Here is a 22,725-nt window from a genome sequence, read left to right as displayed (position 1 = left end):
TTAAGCGTATGAAAACAATTACTACTTTAATCGGATTAGCACTGTTATCAGGAGTTGCTATGGCAAGTTCTACGTTGAACTTAGCTTTGAATGGAGGGAATTCTTATACTGTTTATTTAGATGGTGAACAATATCAGACTTCTTCAACAATACGTTTTCTTGATTTATTTCCAGGTAGGCATACCTTATCTGTAATTCAGAAAAATAATTATACTTCTTCTTCTTTGTACAATGGTTTTATTGATATAGAAGATGGTCAAGAATTGTTTGGTACAATAACTAATGGGAATTTAACGATTTCAACAAGTAACAATGGTAGTTTTTATACACCTTATCCAAATGATTATAATAACCAATACGATAATTCAAATTATGGGAACATGCCCAATGGGAATCACTATAATTATGGTATGAGTCGTTACGTGTTTAATCAATTGAGAAATGATTTTAGACATTCAACTGATAGCCGTAAAGCGAGAATGTTGGTTCAAAGAGCTCAAAGACATGGAATCACTTCTAACCAAGCGAAGCATCTATTACAAAAGTTTTCATTCGATTCACATCGTTTAAATGCAGCAAAGCAAATAACAAATTCGGTTGTTGATATAGAAAACTACTTTATAGTAGGGGAGACATTTGTGTTTGATTCTAACAAAAGAAACTTCCTAAGACATATCAATAGAAACGGAGCTTATAATAATGGTGGAAATGGTACTTGCTCGCCTAGACCTAACTACCCAAGACCAAACAACAGCTATGGTATGAATCATCAGGCTTTTCAGGTACTACAAAATGCGGTTAGGAAAGAGAGTTTTGATAACAATAGAAAACAAGTGGTCTTAACTGCAATAAAAAATGGTAGGATTTCATCGCAGCAGATGACTCAATTATTAAGAGCGTTTACATTCGATAATAATCGATTGGAAACAGCAAAAGCAGCAATACCATATATTTCTGATAAAGGTAATTACTGGATGGCAGGAGAAACATTTACTTTTTCTAATAACAAACAAGCATTTTTAAATGCATTGTAAATAGTTTAAACAATATCTAACTTATTAAATAAGAAGTCATATAGTTAATAAATCAAAGAAAGTCCTTAGTATCATGCTAAGGGCTTTTTTGTTGTTAAATTGTAGGGTTAGCTTGATCCGTTAATAACCCCAATAGGTTTATTGTGGTGAGTTTTACCCGTGGAAATATAACTTAAGCCGTTCTTTATAAGTTGGCTTAGTTCTTTTGGAAAATAGAAGACGGATTATTTAATAACAAATCCATCATGTTTAAGGTCAATTGTTTGATTTTATCAGCGTCCTTTTCAAGCATACCTTCTGATTTACACCAATTGGTTGAGCCAGTATTGATGATAATACCAGAAGATGGCTTTTTTTGCATCATAATCCATGCGCCATTTGAGTGTTCCTTTCGTTTTGCGAGGTCATATCCAATGAGTTCATATTGGTAGAAATTATAACGATTGTTCAGTGACACACTTAAAGAATCATCAGAGAAAATTAAATTAGCCCCATCATACTCATCGGTTGGTAGGTGTAACGTATCGTTTACAGAAAGATCTACGCCTTTAAAAATAGGAGAGGCATTAGAGACTATTTTATATCCTCCCCAACTTCTTCCTTTTTTCCCATAACCTCCATAGTCGAAGTCGAGTCCAATAGATTCAAGAATTGGATAATTTAAAGAGGAATCATTCCAAAGGATCGTTTGTAAACTAGCGTTTTCAATAGAGTCCTCTTCTTTTACTCTGTGACAAATCATTTGATTCCCTGATTGATTATAGCGAACCTGCCACCACATGGAATTACCACTCAATATTAGAGCATTTTTTCCTTGTGCTACAAAACGATCAAAATTTTGTCTAGCTTTTTTTGTCCAATATTCAGAATGTCCTGGTATAATTAGTAATTCTGCATTAGCGATGTTATGATAATCATCCAGGTCTTGATCACAAATATAGCCAATGTCATAACCGCTATCTTTTTCTAACCACCTTAAAAATTCTGAGGAGTGTTTAGGAAGACTAATTGGACGCTCAAAGGATACAGTTGTTGCTGGTATTCTATCAGAGGAGTTGTATGCATAAGTGCTTTTTCCTCCTTGATTACAGTAGGCATTTTCAGTATTTGAGGAATATAAAACAATTACGTCATATTGTTGATTGGGTTTGATAATAAATGGAATTTTACCTTCTATTAGATAGATTCCGCTTTTCAAATTCGGGACAGCTATTTTTATATTTTCTTTGTATCCAAATCCTTTTTCATAGAGTTTGTTAGAGTCGATTTCTTGAGGAAAAATAGAAGTGTAAACAGTATGAACTTTTTCTCCATTTATAGTAAGGATTTCTAATTCATAGTCCTTTACGGTTTGAAGTGTATTTAAAAAGATAGTGATAGAATCTTTAGAAGAATAGGATGTCTTATTGGTATATCCGTTCGTAATAAGATTCTTCATCTTAACTTCTGTGTTCTTTTCCTTTTCGGAGTTAGCGCAAGAAGAAGTAACGAAGACTACTAGTATTAAGGGGAGAAACAAAAAAGTGGATCTTGTAATAAACATTATACCTAGCTGATTTAGTAAAAAGATTGTTTTCATTTGGATATAAAGATAAAATTAGTCGTTCAATTCAAAAGCGTAAATTGTAAAAATAAATTGAGATCTTTATTTTATAACATTTACATGACCAATGATTTCAGTTCCACTGTTGGTGTGATCACTATATTTAACTTTCCAAATATAGGCGTCTTGTTGCACTAATTTTCCTTTGTATTTTCCGTCCCAATAGTGATCTAAATCATCAGATTCAAAAATTAATAATCCCCAACGATCAAAAACTTTTATGTTAAAGGCTGTAATTTCTTCACCAAGAGTAATAAAAAAGTCATTGTGTCCATCTCCATTTGGGGAAAATGAATTAGGAATATATAATGTACTATTTACATAAGTCGTAACAGTATCAGAGTTAATGCATCCATTTTCATCTTCAACAAATAAAATGTGTTCAGAAGTTGAACTTGGAATAAACTGAGGGGTTAAACAATGGATACAGCTAAGACTATCGGGACTTTCCCAGTATAGTGTATTCATTGTAGTTGTTCCATTTAAAGTTGTAGGTACACCATAAAACACGTTTAAATCAGCTCCTGCATAGACGTAAGGAGTAGGGAAGAGTTCTACAGTCGTTGTGAGTGTTTTAGAGCAGCCTGCTGTATTAGAACAAATTACTTGATATACTGTTTCTCCTTGAGGGATTGCTAAGGTGTAATTACTATCAGGATGTGTCAAAGAACTAGCTGGAGACCATTCGTAAAAGTCAGCGTTATCAGCCCATAATATCGCTGTATCATTTGGGCATATAATGGTATCGTTTACAATAGTTGGAAAGATGTCTGTAACTTCAATTAAGAAAGAATCTCTGACAACTCCACAAGCGTTGATAAAATCGGCAACAAGCATGGTGGTGTCTGTAGGAAATGCGGTAGTGTTATAACTGATAGGGTCGCCCACAATATTGGCTGGGTTCCATAGTATTGAAGAACCTCCACTTGCAGAAATATTAATGGTGTCACCGTAGCAAATTAAAGTATCGTTGGGGAGGTCCGGGATAGGAATTGTAGTGATTACATTTATAGTAACGGAGTCGAGTAATTGACAACCATTAGCTGTAGTTACATCAACAAAATAGGTCGTCGTAGTTGTTGGTGTGACTGTTGGTGTTTGAGTACTTGGGTTAACCATGTCTGGTGTAGGGAGCCAGTTGTAGTCCGTGCCTCCTGAAGCCGTTAGCTGGACTGAATTTCCAATACATATTGTTGAATCTGGCATTGTTGTGATGACTTCATTGTATACCTCAATAATGATTTGAGCAGTATCAGCTCCACAACTATCTGTAGTAACAACTTGATAAGTTGTGGTAGTTGGAGGATATACGTATGGATTAGCAATAGTAGGGTTGGAGATGTAGGTGTTGGGACTCCACTGGTAGCTTACTCCACCACTAGCATTTAGTTGAGCACTGTCTCCTGGACAAATAGTGTCTGTTTGCGTAATAATTGCATTATTAAGCATAAAAACATCTATACTTAAGTAAGCAGTGTCGGGAGCTAAACATCCACTGGTGTCCATTACAATTAACTGCACTTGATAATTTCCTGTATCGGAGTAATTATGGACAGGTTCAAAATCAGTAGAGCTATTACCATCACCAAAATCCCAATAATAGGAATTCCCTCCAGATGAATTATTGCTAAAAGTATAGGAGCTTGGTAAGCATACGTAAGGAAGAGGAATACTTATGGTAGGAGTGATATTGGCCAAATCAAATTTAAAAGCTCCCAGATTACAATTAGTACTATTGTTGGTTGTAGACCAAGCACTAGGGTTCGTTGGAAAGTCATCAAAGCCTCCACATCCAGCACAAACAGCTTGATATACTTTTCCTCTTTTATCAAAACGACTTGTCCCTCCATCAACATGTTCGTGACTTAAAGTTCCTCCAAAAAAAGTTGCGTATAGTAAGTCTTGTGCATTTTCATTCAATACAGCTAAATAGAAGTCGTCTCCATCTGTAGTGTTTTGGAAAGTAGGAGAGGTGGTAGGTAATCCAGAAGTTGTACTAGAAGTTGCTAGCGCTCCCATTGTTGTGAATCTATTGGTGGCGCCTCCCCATCCAGAAATATAAATTTGATTACAGTCACTAACCAAAAAAGCACTGATAGCAATATCCACTTCTCCCGAACCAGTTCCAATAGTTGTAGAGACTAAAGAACTGCTTAAATCATTAGGAAGTTTTTGTATAAATTGTCCGCTGTTAGGGTTGTTATATGTTCCTGGAGTAATGGGGTATGTGCCATCTGTTTGCCCAACAACAAAAATATCATCATCAATATCAGCTTGTACAAAAAAACATTGATCATATCCAGAAGTTCCGATATAGGTTGAGGCTGCTATAGCACTCCCATTAGCAGTATAATGAGTGATAAAACCATCTGCACTTCCTCCTATGTAGGATTCATGTAAAGCTCCACTAGTTGTGGTAAAATCTGTGCTTTTTGTTCCGCCAGTTACAAAAATATCACCAATAGCATCTAATTGTATTGAATAGGCACAATCGTAATTACTTCCTCCAACGTAGGTTCCCCATAACAATGTCGATAGGGTGTTATTGAGTTTAAAAACACAGCCATCTAAACCACCTCCTCCGTATGATGCTTGTGTAGGAGAATTTGTTGGAAAATCAGTTGATGATGTTGTGGATGCTACATAAATATTATCGTTTGCATCAACAATGATTTCTCCCCTAAAAGCATCTCCATAATTATAATGTAATTCTGAATCTCGATTGATACCATCATTTCCCGTTCCTCCTACAAAAGTGGACCCCAAAAGAGTAGACCCATTTAAATTTAGTTTTGAAATAACAATATCACAACCGTTTAGGTATTGAAAACCATATCCAGTACCTAAACTAAGAGAAGGTCCAGCATTAAAAGTATCATCATAAACTCCATTAGTGGTTGGGTAATCTATTGATCCTGATGTTCCCATAATACAAAGATGATTTAAACTATTAACGACCAAACTATGGGGGATTTCGTTATCACTCCCACCAATATAGGTAGAGTAGATAAGGTTGGAACCGTTAGAAGAAAATTTAGTAATTCCCATATCAATAGAACCGCCGTTATAGGTAGTTTGAAAACCTCCAATAGTGGTGGGATAACCAAAGCCAAAAACAGTTCCGCCAACATACATATTTCCATCATCATCATAAGTAGCAGTACAGCCAAAATTACTAGCAGTGGATCCTGTATAGGTAGCAAATGATAAAACAGGGTCAATGATTAACTCAATGTTTGGATTGTAGGCTTCATTCAATTGAAAAGAAACTTTATTCCCTTTTAAAACATATTGGCAATCTATTTTAACTTCTTTTCCGTCAATGATTTGGTAGGCATAAGGACTTTGTTCTACTAAAGTTCCATAGTTGGACTCTAAGAATAAGTGTCCATTCTTAATTTTCATTTGGTCAATACCATCGTATTTTAAAATGATGTTTTCTGGATTTGCTCCAGGTTCAACAATGAAATCGTACTTGACTTGTCCATAAAAGCCATAAAATTTTAAATCGATACCCTCATAGATGTTTTTGTAATAAACAGTTTCGTAATCATAAACTTGACTGGCCCACTTTTTAGAATTGTTCCCAATAAAATAGTTGCTGTAATTAGAAGATTGACCTTCTCCATAAAAAAGAGAAGATGTATTAGCATTTTCAAAAGAAACACGATAAGCATGTCCATTGATAGGAGTGTCTTTGGGCTTTTTGTGGTGGTGAATATCAGCGATCAAGTCTCTACTGAATAAATGATAAGTAATTTGATTGTCTTCTAGGTATATCTCCCCTTCATTAATCGATAAGTAATATCGTATAAAAGATTCATACTGTCCTTTGTTTTCTCTAAATTGAATAGCAGCATGCTTTTCTTGTCCCCAATAACTAGCGAAAGAAAAAAAGAATATAACAATATGGACAAAAACAAATCTCAAAATCGTATCAATAATTGCAAATTATTGACGTTGAATTTAAGAAAAGGTTGTCTATTAATGAGACTTATTTTAAGATAAATTATTGAAAATAAGTATTTTGATTAAAACTCTGTTTTTTTACCTTTTAATTTAATTTCAGTTCGTCTATTGATGGCATGTTCTTCATCCGAACAACTATCGTTATTACCACATTTGTTTAGTAATTTGGTTTCTCCTAGGCCTTTAGCAATTAAGTGTGTTTTGGGAATACCCTTGTTTTCAAGGTATTCTACTACTTTTTTTGCTCTTTTTTCTGATAGCTTTAAATTGTATTTATCACTGCCTTTACTGTCTGTATGGGATTCTATTGTAAAGGTTAAATGAATGTTTTTCTTATACATGATGTATAATTTGTTAAGTTCAGTAATGGCATCAATATTTAATTCTGCACTATTGGTTTCGTATAATATATTATTAACGGAGAAGCGCTCATTTTGGAAAATTCGAATTAAATCATTGTTTTCATTTACTAATAAAATAGCGTCATCATTATTCTTGATTCTCTTGAAAAGAAATTGACCGTTTTCTTGTCTCTCTGCTTGTTCATCAGTATCATTTTTTGACTTGATAATGATATGGAGTTCTTCCTCTTCTGCTATTTCCAAGAAGTAATTATTTTGAGGAGTTAGGGTATTAAAGACAAAAGTTCCATCTTTATTAGTGTATGTTCTTCCAATCAAAGTACCACTTTCATCATAGACCTTGATTTCGATTCGTTCATTAAAATCTCCTTTGATCGTTTTATAAACAAAACCTTTGATAGGTATAATTAAAAAACTGGGATCTTCCTCTTCAATAGGGAGTAAGGCTTCGGCGTAATCTGATTTTATTGTTTTAAAGATAAATTGTTTCCCATCGCTTTGGGCTAAGATAATTTTTTCACCTTTCGAATTGGTTAGAAATAAATCTGCATCTTCAATTTCTTCAGCTGGTAAAATGGTATAATTTACTCCAGGCTTTAATTGATTAAAAACAAAGTTCCCATCTTTATCCGTAATAATTCTTTCAACCTCAATACCATTTTCATCATATAAGATTAATTCCTTTTGAGCTAGTCCAATCTTTTTGAATTGAAATACTCCAGAAATAGAAGTTGCAGTATCTGTTATTATTGGATGCTCTATTTCGGTAAATTGATAAATGTCATCTTTCCCCTTTCCTGATGGTCGATCACTTGAAAAGTAGCCGTTAAGTTGAGAGGTGTAAAAAATTGAAAAATCATCCTTAGGTGAGTTAATGGGAGCTCCTAAATTGTAAATGTTTTTATAATATTCATTGGCTCTAGCTTTAAAAAGATCTAAACCTCCATATCCAAAATGTCCATCAGAGGAAAAGTAAAGATTGCCCTTATATGCATGCGGAAAAACTTCATTGCCGGCTGTATTAATATTTCCATTTATGGGTTTAGGAGCCAACCAACCGTATTTTCGATCTTTTTTAGAATAATAAATATCCCAGCCTCCTTTACCTCCTTTTTTATTAGAACTGAAGTAAAGTGTTTTTCCATCTTCACTAAAAGCTGGATGAAGTATAGAGTATTCTTTGTTGTTGTACTCAAAAGGAATTGGTTTAGATAATTTATCTCCCTCAATGTTACAATAAAAAAGTTGCATGACTTCTGTTTTTCTATTGCGGAATGTTTTTGTGAAATACAGTTTTGAACCATCTGGAGATAAGACTACAGAACCATTATTCCATGGAGAGTTTAATTTATTATTGTAAAAGTTTCCTACTCCTGAATTTTCACTGTAATAAATCCCAAAATAATTTGAGTTTACAAGCGTATTGTGTTGGTCATTCACTAAATCTGGTGATTTTTCTGAAAGGTATAATAATCCATTTTTATGGGGTTTAGCTCCGTATTCTGAAAGTTCAGTATTAATTCCACCTTCTAAAGTTTGAATAGAAAAGTCTGGTTTTCTTTGCGTATCAACTAACAAAGAGTCGTAAAGTTTTAAATACTGTTTTGCTAAATGATCTTTAGGGTATTTTGTTGAATAAACGTCAAAGTATTTTCTTGCTTCTTTTTTATGATTTAAGATTAATAAAGCTTTTGCATACTGAAATAAAGTCGAATCATCTTGATCATCAAATGTTAAAGATAGGTTGTAGTGTTTATCAGCATTGTTATAATCTTTCGCAAATAAATAAGCCTTTCCTACTTTTTGGTGTAGGGTCCCATTTTCATTTTTCTTAAGTGCTTTTAGGTAGGCTTTGATCGCTGCGTTATAATCATGTAATTGAAAGTATTCATCTCCTTTTTGTTCTTGTCCAAACAAAAGAAAGTTAACTCCGAGTAATATGAATAATAATAACTTTTTCACAATTAAAAATAACGAGGAGAGACTCCTAACTCTTTATACATAGAGATGTTGTACGTTAAAAATAGCTCGTGGGAAGTCCTTTTTAAAAAAGTATTAGAAATTGGATAATCTAAAGAATATCCAGCATTGAATCGTTTAGAAATGTTGAATTTTGTAATCGCTCCAACGATTCCTACACTTTTGTATGAAGCGCCAAACCATAGAAAATCATTAAAAAGCATACTCAGGTTGACATCGATATAACTGTTATTTTGAACAGCACGAGCCAAGATCGAAGATTTAAGAACCATATTGTCGTTGATTTCGAAAGCATGTCCATAAAATAAGGCTAGGTGTGGGTATAAGTGCGCTTCGCTTGTTAACGAATCTGAAGTGTAAATTTTAGCTTGATTTAAATGAGCTATTTCTAAACCAGCATAGTTGACTCTGTTTTTATAATAAACCCCAAAATCAAAATTAACAGCAAGTGTATTAGGGTTTTTCATGCCAATTACACCATCATAGCCAGATTCATAATTAAGTTGACTCCAATCATAAGTAAAATTATATGCTCCAGCTCTCAACCCAAATCCTAGTTTACCTTTGTTGAGATCAATATGATAAGCATAAGCAGTATTAACTCCTAAGACTTTTCTTGGGCCAATTGCATCGTTACTAATTTGAAGTCCTAGTCCTACTTTATTTTGTAAAATAGGGGAGTGGATGGATAAAAATTGAGTTTGTGGTGCTCCGTCTAAACCTATCCACTGACTTCTATGAGATAAATTAATATCCATGGTGTTTTTACTCCCTGCATAAGCAGGATTTATGCTAAAGAGGTTAAACATATATTGTGTATGCACAAAATCCTGTTGTGCTATATTCCTAAAAAAAAGAATACAAACAAGAAGAAATGTAAGGCTATATTTAAACGTTTTTACCATCTAATTTTATCGTGTGATTTCTATATATCCAGAGCCATTTTCAAGTGCTTTGCCATTCACTTTGATTGTGTAAAAATAAGTGCCATCAGGCAATACATTTCCATTGCTATCAGTTCCATCCCATTCACTATTAGAAAGGTCTTCTGTATTGTTCCATACTATGTTTCCCCAACGTGAAAAAATTTCTATTTGATATTGTTCAGACGGTTTTTTATAAAGCCAAGTATCATTATTCCCGTCATTGTTGGGAGAAAAAGCATTAACTCCAGCTACATATACTTTTCCTTTTATATGGGGTTGTTGAAATCCTTCAGTGATTAATTCATCATCTCCACCTGTAGTAATCAAAGGCTCTCCAATAGTAAACGAAATCGTTTGCTCACTAATGTTGGTTGGAGAAGGTGCATTTCCCCCAGAGCTCAAAACTTGTTGGGAGAAGCAAGAAAAAGGTATGAATAGAATGAATAATAATTTCATTTTTACTTCTTTAAGTTTTCAATTTCTTTAATTAAAGCATTTATTTGTTTTTGTTGAACTTTTAATTGTTCTTCCATACTTAAGATGACTTCCTGTTGTTGCTTAGTTGCATTAATAAGCATATAAGTCATTGCCCCATTATCAACGCCAAGGTATGTTTCTTTGTTTTGGTAGGTCCATTCATTAACCATGTAAGGAGCAATTTTTTGTAAATCTTGAGCTATTACACCTATCCCTGTTTCTCTAGGGAGTCCTGCTTTACCATTATAGGTATACCAAACGGGATTTATTTTCATAATATCATCAATGCCAGATTTATATGGAAGAATATTTTCTTTTAAACGTTTGTCTGAAGTTACTGTCCAAGCACTAGAAGTAGGTTTTGCAGCACTATTAGAACTTAGGTGCAATTGGTAAGAAGGACTAGTTACACCTAAACCAATACGTCCACTTAGGTAATTTCTATCCTCTCCTTGTGTATATATTCCATAGCTAGTATTTGTACCAGAATAATCTCTGTAATAATAACCATAACTAGTTCCAGTACCTCCATTATTGGTAAAAGAGTAATTGGCAAAAGTAGAAGTAGCAAGCGTGTTTGAATTATTTACATTATTAACACCATTCCAAGTAGCATACGTTGCATTATTATTAGTAGTTGAACTAGTAATTCTGTTTTGAATACCGTATATATTGCCTGAAGCATACGAATTTTCAACTTTTAAAGAGATATTTTCATTATTGTTTACAATATGAAGTTTTTCTGAAGGAAAGTTGGTTCCAACCCCAACTCTCCCTGATCTGGAAGTTAGGCTGTTGGCTGTTCCATCATTTAAATAGAGATAGTTAGAGGCGCTATTCCAACCAATTTCTGCTTGCGAAGTACCACTTTCATAGAAGTTAATAGAGGAGTTTCCTGAGCTAGATTGTAAGTTTATTTTAGCATTACCAGATGTACTGGTTAAGTCAATATGCGCATTTGCACTATTTTCAATTGCTAATTTTGAACTAGGAGAAGTTGTTCCAATCCCCACATTTCCACCTGCTTTAACAACAAGTTGTGGTAAAGTAGTTGATTGACCAATATACAAAGCATCAGTTGTAGCGCTATTCGTTTTGATGTCTAACTTCGCTCCTGGTGAAGAAGTACCAATACCAACATAACCTGAATTGTTTTGAATAACTAAACGGTCGTTAGTACCTAACCCTGAGGAATTTTGAGCGATGGTAAAGCTACCATTCCCAGCATCAGAACCTATTGAATAATCAGTTGTTCCTCCATCAAATAGCATGCTGGCATCTCCTGTTGCATGACCATTTTTTATAGCGACCATTGGTGTTGTTGTACTTGATGTCTGTCCAATTGTAAGCATATGGCTAATAGTATTACTTCCAACAGCTCCAAAAATACCTACATTACCTCGTTTCCATATATCGTCATTAATAGAAGTAGGTTTTGCGGTAGTAGAACCTCCCAAAAACCAGTCGTCATCAGCTTCAGCCAATGAAGATAAGTCAACAGTTTCATTTGATCCTCCTTCAATTCCAATGGTTAATGTCGTTCCAGAAAGTCCACTTCCACTAATGGCTTGGTCGTCACTACCTATATTGTCACTAATCCAAGAATAATTACCACTTCCATCTGTAGATAATAGTTGTCCATTTGTACCTCCAGTTGGTAACTCAATTTCATTATTGGGATCAGCATCAGCATCATTTACGTTATCAGTCAAGGTTACATTATTTCCGTTACTGATTGTTAATGTGTTTCCTGATAAAGATAAGGTCTGTGCATCAGTATTGTCTAAATAACCACTTAAATCTACAGGGGTAACGTCGTTGGTTAATGTCAGGTTATTTCCAGAAAGCTCTAAATCTTGATTATCAGAACCTGAAGGTAGCGTTACCGTATTTCCTCCAGATATTTCTAGAGTATTTCCAGAGAGGGTAAGTGTTTGAATTTCATTGGTAGGGTTAGCATCAGCATCATTTACATTATCAGTTAAAGTTACGTTATTTCCATTACTAATTGTTAATGTATTTCCTGATAAAGATAGCGTTTGCGCATCAGTATTGTCTAAATACCCACTTAAATCTACCGATGTACCATCGTTGGTTAATGTTAGGTTATTACCAGTAAGTTCCAAATCTTGATTATCTGTTCCTGTGCCATCTTGTAAACTCGATAAATCTACAGAAGCGGCATTTCCTCCTTCTATATGTATGGATAAGCTTGTTCCACTTAGAACAGCTGAGTCTAAATTTTGGTCATCAGTACCTCCTGCTGGAATAATTGAACCTAAGTCAATATTATTTCCATTTTCAATAGAGATGATGGTTCCTGATAGATTAAGTCTTTGGTTATCATTAGGGAGATGAATGGTACTGTTGATATTTCCATTTCCTTCTTTAAGAATGATGGTTGAGTCACCATCTAATTCTAAATTTTGAATCTCGTTAGCGGGATCACTGTCGTTATCAGTTATCCAAGCGTAATTCCCATTACCATCTGTTGATAGTACTTGTCCATTTGTTCCACCAGCAGGAAGTGAACTCCCTCCTGAGGCAATCGTTACAGAATCAAGATATGTTCCATTTCCGTTGGTGATATATAGTCTGTTGTTACTGCTTGAATATTCAATTTTTTGTCCTTCATATTTTGCTTTAAAGGCATAAGGAACAGCAGCTAAAACAACTGTACCAATTTCAACCATTCCAGAACCAAAATCTGCTTCTGTTTTAATTTTAATAGCTTGATTCCATAGGTTGGCGTCTAATGTATTTACAGTTCCGATAATTAAAGTAAATAGGCCAAACTGATTGGTTAATACACCACTATGTGTTTCACTAAAAATAGTATTACCTCCATTATCCAGTATTGAAATTGCAACATCGATTGTATTGTCTGCTATAGGTGTCCCATCAGCTTCTCTTGCAATACCTTGATAATTGATGCCGCTAATTTGATTAGGGACTTGAGCACTAGCTAAATAACTAATCAAAAAAAATATTATAAATATGCTAATATGTTTCATAAAGCTAAGATTTATTTCGTCAAATATATTGTAAATGATTTTTACAGGCCTCGTCCATATGGGTGATTTATCAACAAAGCACTTTATTTATTTAGATAGGAGTCATTAGAATTTAATAACTTTTGTTATTTTGTAACCCTAATACCAAACAGATATAAAATATAAAATTACTATGCCGAGTTTATCTCATAAAGCTACACAAATGCCTGCATCACCAATACGTAAGTTGGTGCCGTATGCAGAACAAGCCAAAAAGTCAGGAAAAAAAGTTTACCACTTAAATATTGGTCAACCAGATATTGAAACACCTCAGGTCGTTTTAGATAAAATGCATAACCTTGATCTAAAAGTTGTTGAATATAGTCATTCTGCTGGTTTTCAATCATACCGCGAAGGTTTAGCAAAATATTACAAAGGATTTAATATTGATTTAAATCCTGAAAATGAAATTATGATTACTACTGGAGGGTCGGAAGCTTTAGTTTTTGCCTTTCAAACTTGTTTTAATGAAGGGGATGAATTAATTATTCCTGAACCATTTTATGCAAACTATAATGGCTTTGGTGTTACTGCCAATGTCAATGTAGTTCCTGTAACAGCAAAGATTGAAAATGGTTTTTCATTACCTCCAATTGAAGATTTTGAAAAGTTAATTACTCCTAAGACAAAAGGAATTTTAATCTGTAATCCTGGAAATCCAACAGGGTACTTATACAGTCAAGAAGAATTAGAGACCTTGAGAGATTTAGTTAAGAAATACGATTTGTTTTTATTTGCTGATGAGGTGTACAGAGAATTTTGCTATGATGGTGCAACTCCATATTCAGCGCTAAATTTAGAGGGAATAGAAAACAATGTAATTCTTGTAGATTCTGTTTCTAAACGTTATAGTATGTGTGGAGCTAGAGTAGGAGCATTGATTAGTAAAAATGCTGAATTTATGGCTGCTGCTTTAAAGTTTGGTCAAGCAAGGTTAAGTCCTCCAACTTTTGGTCAAATAGCTGGAGAAGCTGCTTTGGAAACCCCACAGAGTTATTTTGATACTGTAATTGAGGAGTATGTAGAACGTCGTGATATTTTAATTGATGGTTTAAATAAAATTGAAGGGGTTATTTGCCCTAAACCAAAAGGAGCGTTTTATGCTATTGCAAAATTACCTATTGATAATGCAGATAAGTTTTGTCAATGGTTGTTGGAAGAGTTTGATTATGACGGAGAAACTGTAATGTTGGCACCAGCTACAGGTTTTTATGCCACAAAAGGTCTGGGACAACAAGAAGTAAGAATTGCTTATGTTTTAAATAAAGAAGCTTTAACCAAAGCAGTTAAATGCTTAGAAGAAGCGTTGAAAGTTTATCCTGGAATTGTATAATTGGATTATGAGTACCATAAAAAAAACCGAATAGTTGTTAAACTATTCGGTTTTTTTATGCTTAATGTCAAAATAGACTTAAGTTCGTTTCGTTTATAGATTAGCGTCTAATTTAGCTGCTAAAGTAGCTTTAGGAACAGCTCCAACTACTTTCTCTACCACTTCTCCGTTTTTTAAGACAATCAAAGTAGGGATATTTCTTACTCCAAATTTAGCTGCTAAAGTTCCATATTGGTCAACGTTTACTTTTCCAACAACTGCTTTTCCCTCATATTCAGTAGCTAATGCCTCAACGTGAGGTCCTACTAATCTACATGGTCCACACCATTCAGCCCAAAAGTCAACTAATACAGGTTTATCTGTGTTTGTTAATTCATCAAAGTTTGATTCTGTAAATTCTAATGCCATTTTATTATTTATTAAATTTTTATGTAAAGTTAAACTACTTTCTCTATTGTCAAAACTGATACCAAAAAACATTTACTGTCAAACTGTCATTTTAACTATTTTTAACCCATCGTTATTAGCTTATATTTAAAGGTTGATTTTAAAACATGGATTATTTAGGGAGGTATATAGGTTAACTTCTAAAAACTGAATTTTATTTTTAAAATAAAGGAAATGTTGAGGAGAGATCTTGTTACTAAACACAATCGTATTTGTCCTAACGAGTTGATTGATTTTTTCTAAATTTAATTTGGGATTATTAATGATGACAAAATCACACCATTCTTCAATTGAAGTATTGAGTTGGTGGTTAAGAATGAGTATTTTAAGCTTGTTAAGTATTACTAGCTCATTGTTCTTAGAAAGTATTTTTGTAGTAGCTTTTTTAGACGTGTTTTTCAACCAAAAATTTTGCAATGATTTCGATAAATAGTACATCACTTCTTTGTCAGAAATCGAATGACAAAGAATATTATTGTTTGGGGTTGTAATATTAAAAGCAATTTGATTGTTAGTGTTTAAAAATGTAATTTTTTGTAATTGTTTTCTTTGGTTGTAGTTATAGTGCTTACTGATTGTAAAACATAGGAGGATCATTAAAGTGTAATTTAGGTACTTTAATCGTTTGGTCTCTAATAGTATAATAAAGCAAAAGACTCCAACAAAATAGAGTCCTAATTCTAAGGTTGAAAGAGTTAGTCCCTCTAATTTACCATAGGGAGTTAACGCCAATTTTTTTACTATTTGTAGTAAGACTTCAATTAGAGTATTTAAGCATTTAGATAAGAATAAAAATATAAAATCGATATAAATAGTGCTCAACATTAAAACGCCAATTGTTATGATTAAAATAGCAAAACATGTAACGAAGATATTTGAGAGAATAGAGAGGATAGAGATTTGATGAAAATAAAAAATACTAATTGGAATAGTAGCTATTTGTGCAGCAATAGAAACTGCTGTAATGCTCCATATATAATTGATGATTTTATTCTTGATAAAGAAAAGGTTGAAAATTTTTGGATAGAAGTAGATGATACCTAAAACAGCTAGATAACTGAGTTGAAAGCCAATATCTGTTATAAAATTAGGGTTGATAATTAGTAATACAAAAGCTGAAGCTAAGATGATATTGTAAATGTTTTTGTTTTCTAATAAGAGCCTCCCAATTGCAATTAAGGAAAACATGATACTTGCTCTCATTACGCTCACGCTTAGACCAGTTATAAAAGCAAATCCCCAGATGAGTAAGATGGAGAGGAGTAATTTAAGTTTAGTGCTTTTATTTTTTCTAAAAAAGAAGTTTAAACAACCATTGATAATAAACAAGAGGATTCCAACATGTAACCCAGATACTGCTAAAACATGCATTGCCCCAATGGTCGTAAAATGATCTTTAATTGTTGTATTGAGTAATTTTTTTTCACCTAAGAACAAGGCGGATACAATAGCTAATCCGTCTTTGTTTAGATAGGATTTTCTGAATAGTTTAATAAGGTTAACTCTAGCCTTTTGAGCGAGAATATAAGGAGTATTAATATGGCTAATTTTGATAAATTGATTCTTGGTAAGATACGTTGAATGAAAAATTCCTTTCGCTTCCAGGTATTTTTTGTAATTAAATTGTTCGGGAAAGGCTGGTGGATTTATTTCATTGAGCTGAGCTTTGAATAAAATGACATCACCTATTTGTAGGGAATGGGATAGTTGTTTAGGAAAAAGACATTTGATCTTTCCATTGGTAATGGTTTTTGAGTGGTTTTGGTAAACTTTTTTAAGACTGATAACTGTTTCAAAACACTTCTTTTTTTCGATTATTGCTTCACTGATGTATCCCTCAAGTATAGAGTCAGTTTGAAGGTGTTGGAAATAATTTGGAAAATTAATTTCTGTTCTAAAATGAGTATAGCTGCTACCAAAAAATAATAAAAATAAGCTAATGAATAGGCCAAAGAAATGATTGGTGGTATAAGACTGTTGAAAGGTTTTTGCAAAAAATAGAATTCCTCCCAAAAATAAAAAGACTATGGTTAAAAAAACGCTTAATGAATAAGGAAAGTGTTTAGAAAGTATTATTCCTAATAGTAAAGGAATTAGGATCTTTAAAAAAGGGACTCTTCTTAAATAAAGGAGCTGAAATTGGGGATGCATAGCAAGGGGTTAGCTATGCTAATTTAGTAATTGACTAGTGTGTAACAAAAAAAACAGCTTAGAATTCTAAGCTGTTTTTTGATGCATTCATTGAATGCTATTAAGAATAAATAGGTTGAAAAACTGAAGGGTTATCTTCCTGCATGATCTCATAAACAGCATCAAAAATATCATCAACACTTGGTTTAGAGAAATAATCCCCATCAGTTCCATAGGCTGGTCGATGTGGTTTTGCAGCTAATGTTTTAGGTTGTGCATCTAAGTGATAATAACCTCCTTGGTTTTGTAACACCTGTTGCATCATATAAGCAGTAGTTCCCCCCTCAAAATCTTCATCTACAAATAAAATTTTATTGGTTTTCTTAAGGGATTCTACAATAGCATGTTCAGTATCAAAAGGAATAAGAGTTTGAACATCAATTAATTCAACAGAAATACCAACTTCTTGTAATTGTTTAGCAGCAATTTCACAAAGGTTGAATGTCGAACCATAACTTACAACTGTAATGTCGGTACCTTCTTGAACTACTTCAGGAATACCAAGAGGTGTTTTAAATTGTGTCAAGTTTTCTGGCATTAACTCTTTTGTTCTATAGCCATTCAAACATTCAACAACTAAAGCAGGGTCGTCACCTTCTAATAAGGTATTGTAAAAACCAGCTGCTTTGGTCATGTTTCTAGGTACACAAACATGAATTCCTTTGACTAAGTTAATAATTCCAGCCATTGGTGAACCTGCATGCCATACACCCTCTAAACGATGTCCTCTAGTTCTAATAATTAATGGAGATTTCTGTCCTCCCTTTGTTCGCCATTGTACAGTAGCTAAATCATCGCTCATGATTTGTAAACAATACAAAATATAATCTAAGTATTGTATCTCAGCGATAGGTTTTAAACCTCTCATAGCCATACCAATTCCTTGACCTAAAATAGTTGCTTCACGAATACCAGTATCAGAAACCCTCAATTCACCAAATTGCTCTTGAATGCCCTCCATGGATTGGTTTACTCCTCCAATTTTTCCAGTATCTTCACCAAAAGTTAATAACTCAGGATATTTATCAAATAAGCCTCTAAAGTTCTCTCTTAGAATAACTCTTCCATCTACTTTCTCTGGATTCTCTGAGTAGCTAGGAGCAACCTCTTCAGCGTTTAAAGGACTTAACTCAGACTCCGAATATAAATACGAACTGTATTTATCGTGTGCCTCGTTTTGAATTTGTTTTACCCAATTGATTAAAGCTGTTTTTGCATTAATACTTTCCCCTCTAGTTAGTCGTAAAGCTTTTTTAACTGTTCCTAGAATTTCTTTACGAATAGGATCCATAGCTTTAGATAACTCATCCTTAAGTTTTCCAATAAATACGCCTTGCTTACTTTCGTTAGCTAAGTTTGTTAATAAAGTAACAGCAGTATCTTTTTCAGTTTTTAATTCAGCTAAAAAGTTAGCCCAAGCTTTCTTTTGTTCAGTTCTTACATCCTTTTTAGCTTTAGCTCTAATTTCATCTAATTCCTCAGCTGTAGCAATTGGTTGTCCAGCAAAATTATCCTTGCTGAGGATCCATTTTTTCATTTGCTCAATACAGTCAAATTCTTTAGCCCATTCCAATTGTTCTTTGGTTTTATACCTTTCATGAGAGCCAGAAGTCGAATGACCTTGAGGTTGTGTTACTTCAACAACATGAATTAGAGTAGGGGTGTGGTCTTTTCTACACTTAGCAATAGCTTCAGTATAAGTCTTAACTAAGTTAGGGTAGTCCCAACCTTTTACTTTATAGATGTTATAACCATTGGATGTCTTTGTCTTTTTAAACCCAGCCAATACATCAGAGATACTGTCTTTAGTTGTTTGATATTTTCGAGCAACAGAGATTCCCCAACCATCGTCCCAAACAGACATAGCCATAGGGACTTCTAATACACCAGCAGCATTAATGGTTTCCCAAAACAGCCCTTCAGATGTACTGGCATCTCCAATTGTTCCAAAAGCGACTTCATTCCCTTTGTTAGAGAAATTGGTAAAGTCTTCTAGCAAAGGATTGTTACGGTATACTTTAGAAGCTAATGCTAAGCCAAGTAAACGTGGCATTTGACCAGCAGTGGGAGAGATGTCTGCACTAGAATTCTTTTGAGCCATTAAGTTTTTCCAGTTTCCATTTTCGTCTAAACTACGTGTAGCGAAATGTCCTCCCATTTGACGACCACCAGAAATAGGTTCTAATTCAATATTGGTATGTGCATATAAACCAGCAAAGTACTGTTGAATAGTTAAGGCATCAATAGCCATCATAAAGGTTTGATCTCTATAATAACCTGATCTAAAGTCTCCATTTTGAAATTGCTTAGCCATGGCTAATTGAGCAACTTCTTTACCATCTCCAAAAATACCAAACTTAGCTTTCCCAGTTAGTACCTCTTTTCTTCCTAAAAGAGACATTTCCCTACTAATACAAGCTAGTGTATAATCTTCGATCACTTCTTTTTTAAACGCTTCAAATTCTATTTTCTCTGCTTTATTACTCATTTTAATCTGTGTGTGTTGCTTTTCCGCGAATATAAGAAAAACTAAGTTATTTAGCAATGAATTTCTACTGTAGAATTATGAAATTTAATAGGATTTAGATAAATAAATATTTCTAATTAATAGCGTTAATTTATATAAGTTTATGAATTCAATATCTAGTTAAAAGATATCTAAAATTTCTTTTTGGTAATGGTATTGACTCAATATATATTTAGCTTGTTCATTATTAATTTGAAAGCCATTTATCAAATTATAAGACTTCTTAGTATTATTAATAATACTTATTCTTTCAAAACTTATGTATTGTATATCTTCTCTTTCAAGGTAATAAATATAAATTTTAGTGTGCCTTTGTCCTGTTCCTTTATTTAATTCTTCTAATGTATTAATTGGGTTCAAATCTAAACTTTGTAAAAGACTTACAGGAGCTGCAATTGATTCAAAATCATCTGCTAATATATATTTAGTATACCATTTATTTAATTGTTCAGAATATGGTTTAGCAAGATATTGTTTTATAATTAGAATAGGAACCAATATAATTATCGTTAGTTCAATAAGCCATATTAATAATAAAATATAGCCATTAACATCAATGCCAAAAATTGCCCATGAACCAATAGTATATAGCTCTTTTAAAATGGTGTAAAACAGATTGTTTTCAAATATAGTGATACTGTGAGTGATTACATCAAGTAGACTTGGAGTCCCATCTGTTATAAGAAAAACAAAATAAGTTAACCATTGTGAAATAAAACCTATCGTGGAAACTAAAATAGATACAATATAACGCTCCTTTTTATTTCTATTATGAGAAAATCTAAAAGCAACTCGAATTAGTACACCAATAAGAATTGCATAACCAATAATGAGTAAAAAATTAATATAAATAATGGGGATTTTTATTGTAATTATGGTATAAACATAGCTTACGTAACCAACAATAAAGGAAAGGATTGTATAAGTTATCAATTGTAGAATTAAATTAGACTTTCCTGATTCAGAGTATAACTTTTCTTGATAGTTATTATTATCAATAATCATTTATGGATACTGTATTAAAATGCTTAAACAAGTATAATAAAAAAGACCAATATCGATCGATATTGGTCTTTTTTATTAGTTATCATTTTTTGAATTAAGGCTTAAAGAAAATATATCTTGTTACAAAGATTCCTTTTCCATCTGTATCTCCAGCATCAGATTCAACCCCAGAGTTAACAAACTTTAATTCCCAACCTTGTGCAGCTAGTTCGTTGATTTTAGACATCACAACAGCATCATTTGAAGCAATGTTGTAGAATTGTAAACCAGTAGCGCTATAAAAGTTTAATAATTTTGTTTCTTTTAAATTACCAACTTTTGCGTCAGCTCGTTTTACTTTTTCTTTACTCTTTTTTCCGTCAACTCTCTCAGTTGTTAGTGCATTATGATCTTTTTGCTCTGTAACTTCAATCATTCTTGAACGTCCTAATCCCGCAGGGATAATAGATTCAACAACAGTAATAATTTTGTACTCTTGAGCGAAAGTTGAAAAGCCTGCTAAAAGTAAGCCGAATAAAATAAGTTTTTTCATAGTTTTTAGTTTTAATTTGTTCAAATTATCAAATATAATACCAAAGCTATACTTTTAGTTTGTCTTAACAAAATCTCTTATCATTTCGTTGTCTATTTCATCAAAAACTTCATCCATAAATGCTTCTATAAGCATCTCTTTTGCAGTGGTTTTACTAATACCTCTTGCTTGTAGGTAAAAAATAGCTTCCTCATCAAATTGACCAGTAGTAGTACCATGACTACATTTAACATCATCGGCAAATATTTCAAGTTCTGGTTTAGCATTCATAGTAGCATGATCAGAAATTAAAACATTATTGTTTTTTTGATAAGCTTCAATTTTTTGAGCGTCAACATGTACAATCACTTTTCCGTTAAAAACACCTGTTGATTTATCGTTTAATACCCCTTTGTATATCTCACTACTCATACAGTTGGGTTGTAAGTGATCAACACGAGTATGGTTGTCTACATGCTCTCCATTAATAGGCGCATAAGCTCCGTTCAAATAAGTTGAACAGTTTTGCCCATCCACAGCAATATTTAATCCATTTCGAACAAAATCTTGTCTTTTGGTAATGGTATTGATTTGGAATGTACTATCGTTTAGTTGCTTAACGTCTTCAGTTGAGATTAAAGCACTTTTAGTTCCCTCATTTTCTATTTTAGTAAACGTACATTTTGCATTTTCTTTAACAAATATTTCTGTTAAAGCATTGGTGAATGTGTTTACAGCTTTTGGAGCTATAAATGTTTGGATAATCTCCAACTCACTCGATTGTTCAACTACAATTAAAGTTCTTGGATTGGCAAAAACATGATCTTCAGTGAGAATATTGATGATATGTATAGGTTGTTTAATCTTAGTGTTTTTTTGAACAGAGATACTAAGCCCATCACTTGTATAAGCCGTATTTATGGCACTAAAGATATTATCTTCAATATTGGTAATGGTATTGTAGTTGATGTTGTTTTTACCTATCTTTTCAATAAACAAACCATCAATGGTATTGGTCTCAGAAAGTGAAGTAGAGTAGTGTCCGTTAACAACAAATACGTTGATTGCATCTAAACGTTTGTCAATGTATTCGGATGTATCGAAGTTATTCGACACTTCTTTTTGAATATATTCTTGTTTAAGAATTTTATTTATTCTGGTATATTTCCAATCCTCAGTCTTACGAGTAGGAAAACTACTTTTCTCGATAATATTCAGTGCATGATTTGTTAGCTCTGGATTAATATCTGATTGTTTTAGGTTTTCGAGGATGGGGTGTGCTATTGTCATTGTCATATATAATCTATT

Annotated in this window: 14 protein-coding genes; 2 read left to right on the top strand and 12 right to left on the bottom strand. The window is 33.1% G+C overall.

Translation table 11 applies throughout. From position 1 onward, the window contains the following. The first annotated feature begins 8 nt into the window (after window positions 1-8). Window positions 9-1,034 (top strand): DUF4476 domain-containing protein, encoded by a 1,026-nt coding sequence (locus tag N4A35_04180; protein MCT4580593.1) that lies wholly within the window; start codon window positions 9-11, stop codon window positions 1,032-1,034. A gap of 196 nt (window positions 1,035-1,230) precedes the next feature. Here the strand turns inward: N4A35_04180 and N4A35_04175 are convergent, their stop codons facing one another. From N4A35_04175 to N4A35_04150, 6 genes are all read right to left on the bottom strand, one after another. Then, window positions 1,231-2,472, bottom strand: coding sequence for a GldG family protein (locus N4A35_04175; GenBank protein MCT4580592.1), 1,242 nt, complete (start codon window positions 2,470-2,472; stop codon window positions 1,231-1,233). A 207-nt stretch (window positions 2,473-2,679) separates the two neighbouring features. Beyond that, window positions 2,680-6,567 carry a gliding motility-associated C-terminal domain-containing protein gene (locus N4A35_04170; protein ID MCT4580591.1) on the bottom strand — a complete coding sequence of 1,296 codons (3,888 nt, stop codon included), beginning with the start codon at window positions 6,565-6,567 and terminating at the stop codon, window positions 2,680-2,682. A 101-nt stretch (window positions 6,568-6,668) separates the two neighbouring features. After that, window positions 6,669-8,930, bottom strand: a complete 2,262-nt coding sequence (locus N4A35_04165; protein MCT4580590.1) for an OmpA family protein — start codon at window positions 8,928-8,930, stop codon at window positions 6,669-6,671. A 2-nt stretch (window positions 8,931-8,932) separates the two neighbouring features. Next, window positions 8,933-9,853 (bottom strand): type IX secretion system membrane protein PorP/SprF, encoded by a 921-nt coding sequence (locus N4A35_04160; GenBank protein MCT4580589.1) that lies wholly within the window; start codon window positions 9,851-9,853, stop codon window positions 8,933-8,935. Between the two features lie 6 nt (window positions 9,854-9,859). Further along, complete coding sequence (locus tag N4A35_04155; GenBank protein MCT4580588.1) at window positions 9,860-10,330, bottom strand: gliding motility-associated C-terminal domain-containing protein; 471 nt, start codon at window positions 10,328-10,330, stop codon at window positions 9,860-9,862. Window positions 10,331-10,332: 2 nt separating this feature from the next. Then, window positions 10,333-13,332 (bottom strand): tail fiber domain-containing protein, encoded by a 3,000-nt coding sequence (locus tag N4A35_04150; GenBank protein ID MCT4580587.1) that lies wholly within the window; start codon window positions 13,330-13,332, stop codon window positions 10,333-10,335. Between the two features lie 205 nt (window positions 13,333-13,537). On the opposite strand from N4A35_04150, the gene N4A35_04145 reads away from it, so the two are divergent. Further along, window positions 13,538-14,737 carry a pyridoxal phosphate-dependent aminotransferase gene (locus tag N4A35_04145; protein ID MCT4580586.1) on the top strand — a complete coding sequence of 400 codons (1,200 nt, stop codon included), beginning with the start codon at window positions 13,538-13,540 and terminating at the stop codon, window positions 14,735-14,737. A gap of 93 nt (window positions 14,738-14,830) precedes the next feature. Here the strand turns inward: N4A35_04145 and trxA are convergent, their stop codons facing one another. The 6 genes from trxA to sufD form a co-directional block, all read right to left on the bottom strand. Further along, window positions 14,831-15,145 carry a thioredoxin gene (trxA, locus tag N4A35_04140; GenBank protein ID MCT4580585.1) on the bottom strand — a complete coding sequence of 105 codons (315 nt, stop codon included), beginning with the start codon at window positions 15,143-15,145 and terminating at the stop codon, window positions 14,831-14,833. Window positions 15,146-15,271: 126 nt separating this feature from the next. After that, entirely contained in the window at window positions 15,272-17,335 is a 2,064-nt protein-coding gene (locus N4A35_04135; GenBank protein ID MCT4580584.1) for a ComEC family competence protein, read from the bottom strand. 100 nt (window positions 17,336-17,435) lie between these two features. Then, the gene (locus tag N4A35_04130) at window positions 17,436-19,862 is read right to left on the bottom strand and encodes a thiamine pyrophosphate-dependent enzyme (protein MCT4580583.1); all 2,427 of its coding nucleotides are present in this window, start codon (window positions 19,860-19,862) and stop codon (window positions 17,436-17,438) included. Between the two features lie 159 nt (window positions 19,863-20,021). Then, a complete protein-coding gene (locus N4A35_04125; protein MCT4580582.1) occupies window positions 20,022-20,906 on the bottom strand; it encodes a hypothetical protein in 885 nt (294 codons plus the stop codon). Window positions 20,907-21,000: 94 nt separating this feature from the next. Further along, a complete protein-coding gene (locus N4A35_04120; GenBank protein MCT4580581.1) occupies window positions 21,001-21,438 on the bottom strand; it encodes a hypothetical protein in 438 nt (145 codons plus the stop codon). 54 nt (window positions 21,439-21,492) lie between these two features. Continuing rightward, window positions 21,493-22,713: a Fe-S cluster assembly protein SufD gene (gene sufD / locus N4A35_04115; GenBank protein MCT4580580.1), complete on the bottom strand. Its 1,221-nt coding sequence runs from the start codon at window positions 22,711-22,713 to the stop codon at window positions 21,493-21,495. Window positions 22,714-22,725: the final 12 nt, after the last annotated feature.

It is taken from the genome of Flavobacteriales bacterium, from assembly GCA_025210295.1.
Taxonomy (GTDB): Bacteria; Bacteroidota; Bacteroidia; order Flavobacteriales_D; family Parvicellaceae; genus S010-51.
Note: the sequence above shows the minus strand (reverse complement) of the source record. Positions and strands in the feature narration are given on the sequence as shown.